Consider the following 2709-nt stretch of genomic DNA (forward strand, 5'->3'; position numbering starts at 1 on the left):
CTATCATTGTTTATTGCATTAAGACTGGCAATCAGCGGGATATTTATGCTTTCTTTTGCTTTTCTAATATAAAGCAGATGTTTGTCAGGTCCAGCATGTTCAATATTTGGATGCATTGTAAGCATTTGCGCATGATTATCGTTGAATTCAGTAAATTTTTTATCCAGTTGCAATCTTTCGAGTTGAATTTGTTCTTCAAATAATGATTTATAAACTATTGCTGCAACACAATGTTCTTCCGCTTTTTAAGGTTGTCCAAATTTGTTGTTATATTGGAAGCACCCATAATTATAGGGATTGTCTAATTCAATTCCCATATACTTTGTTTTAAGTTTTCCATTGGAGTAATTATAAGATCATCAATTCTATATCAAGATTGTAAAAATCAGAGTCGCTTGAAAACAAATTCAAAAATGTAACTACTTTATTATCAATTTTATGTTGTTAATAAAGTAGTTTTTATCACATACCTTTGTATTCCATGCTCCTTGAAACTTGTGTCATGCTTCATGTGCTATTTTTTCATTTTGGTTGAGTCGCACATCATTTTTTTGTGGCTATGCTTCATACTACCGGTGTTTTTTGTCTGATGCATTTTTCCTTTGGAGATATTCTTTTTCTCAACAAGCTTCATTCCGCATTTGGGACAATTACCGGGCTTATTCCGAACTACTTCTGGATGCATCGTACAGGTATATTTTACGGTTTGCTGTTTAGCCGTTTTTGGCTGAGTAGCTTGTCCATAAACTTCGGAACTTGAGAAATCAACTAGCCATAATCCTGCAACGAGGATTATGGGTAACAAAAATTTACTTTTCATGACTTTACTTTGTTAAATTTATATTTTTTACTACATGCCTAATTCCTTTAAAGCATTTTCATATCTTATGGCTACTTTTTCCCAGTTTACAACGTTCCAGAATGCCTCTATATAATCCGGTCTTCTGTTCTGATATTTCAAATAATATGCATGTTCCCATACATCCATTGAGAGTAGTGGTATTCCTTTTTTTTCAGCAATGTCCATTAGTGGGTTATCCTGATTGGGTGTAGAACAAATAAACAAGCCGCCTTTATCATCAATGCATAGCCATGCCCAGCCACTACCAAACCGTGTTTTACCTGCATCTGAAAATTGCTTTTTGAATTCATCAAATGAAGAAAATGTTTTAGCAATAGCTTCTGATAGCATACCGGTTGGCTGCCCACCTCCGTGAGCTTCCATGCTTTCCCAATAAAATGTGTGATTGAAATATCCCCCGCTATTGTTTTTGACAGCCATAGGATATTTGCTGATATTCTTAAAAATATCCATTATATCCATCGATTCCATCTCAGTGCCTTTTATTGCATTTATGAAATTGTCATAATATGCTTTGTGGTGCTTGCTATAATGGATCTCTACTGTTTGTTTATCAATAAAAGGTTCAAGGGCATCATACGCATAAGGTAAGGGTTGAAATTCAAATTTATTGTTTGTTTGATTTTTTAAATTTTCTTGTGCTTGTGCAATAAAAGTGCATTGTGAATCAAGAAATCCGAAAATGATTAATATTTTAATTAACTTTAGTTTACTCATTGTTCTTCCTCCTCAATTATTTTAATTAAAAAAACGATGAATTATACCGGTCCTTCAGTCTGGTTAATCAAATAATTTTCCATACCCATTTGCTCAATTTGTGTAAGTTGGGCTTCAGCCCAATCAACGTGATCTTCTTCCATTTTAAGTATCTTGGTCAGCAGGTCAACAGAACCTTGATCGCCAACTTCTCGTGCAAGTTTGATGGCAACGTTGTATTCCTGTACAGCGTTAAGTTCATAGTTATTGTCGTTACTGATCATTTCTGCAACAGTTTTGCCAATTTTTATTGGATTAAGTTTGGATACAATTGGTATACCGTCAAAGAAAAGGATTCGTTCAATAAGCCACTCGGCGTGGTGCATTTCATCCATAGCCTGTTTTCTTATTGCTGTGAGAAGTTTACCATAACCCCAGTTTTCGCACATTTCTGAATGTACCATGTATTGGCTTATGACTGTGAGTTCTTCTGCCAAAAGCGAATTCAAGACTGGAAGTAATTTTTCATTGCCTTTCATTTTATTTGTTTTTTAATTTAAAATTATGATCCTTAATTGTACCTGTACTCGCCATACCCAATATCTTCAACAGTAGCAATCATGAGTCTTTCAAAAGATATTTTCCAAAATATTTGTGATTGCTTTTATAACAAAAATCATTAAGATAATTCTGTAAGTATTTGTCTTTTATGTTATGATTTATACCTAGAGCTCCTTTTGACATTACTGATCATTGCATGTATCTACGATAATACTTTTGATATTTCGTTCGTTAAAACTATTTTTCTGACCTGTTTGGAACTTATCACTTTTTGTTTGTTGAATCCTTACCAAATGTCTTATACTATTGTTGATTTCGTGTTTTCTAATATTGAAGGGTTCCTCGTCTCCATTGATCCGTTTGGAATGATCACCATTTTTATAAATTGAAAAGTAGATGGCTTTTTATTTTTTCTGGGACATCAGTTTGGGTATTATCTTTGTCATAATCAATACTTTATTTTGATTCTGACTTTCTCTAATTTGCTTTGACTTGTTTTTTTGTCTTCTTCTTTCTCGAATGAGTTTTAAAAAACACATCGTCTATTTCTACTACTCCCTCCAGGTCATATTTTTCATCTCTTAACCTGC

At 33.4% G+C, this 2709-nt stretch carries 3 protein-coding genes and 1 pseudogene; all 4 read right to left on the minus strand.

Annotated elements, in window-relative coordinates:
• Positions 1-514: 514 nt before the first annotated feature.
• A complete protein-coding gene (locus Q8907_15695; GenBank protein MDP4275714.1) occupies positions 515-805 on the minus strand; it encodes a heavy metal-binding domain-containing protein in 291 nt (96 codons plus the stop codon).
• A gap of 45 nt (positions 806-850) precedes the next feature.
• Entirely contained in the window at positions 851-1579 is a 729-nt protein-coding gene (locus Q8907_15700; protein MDP4275715.1) for a superoxide dismutase, read from the minus strand.
• A gap of 41 nt (positions 1580-1620) precedes the next feature.
• Positions 1621-2097 carry a bacterioferritin gene (gene bfr, locus Q8907_15705; GenBank protein MDP4275716.1) on the minus strand — a complete coding sequence of 159 codons (477 nt, stop codon included), beginning with the start codon at positions 2095-2097 and terminating at the stop codon, positions 1621-1623.
• A gap of 79 nt (positions 2098-2176) precedes the next feature.
• Positions 2177-2321: pseudogene (locus tag Q8907_15710) on the minus strand (transposase).
• Positions 2322-2709 lie beyond the last annotated feature (388 nt).

The sequence above is a fragment of the Bacteroidota bacterium genome (assembly GCA_030706565.1).
Classification (GTDB): Bacteria; Bacteroidota; Bacteroidia; order Bacteroidales; family JAUZOH01; genus JAUZOH01.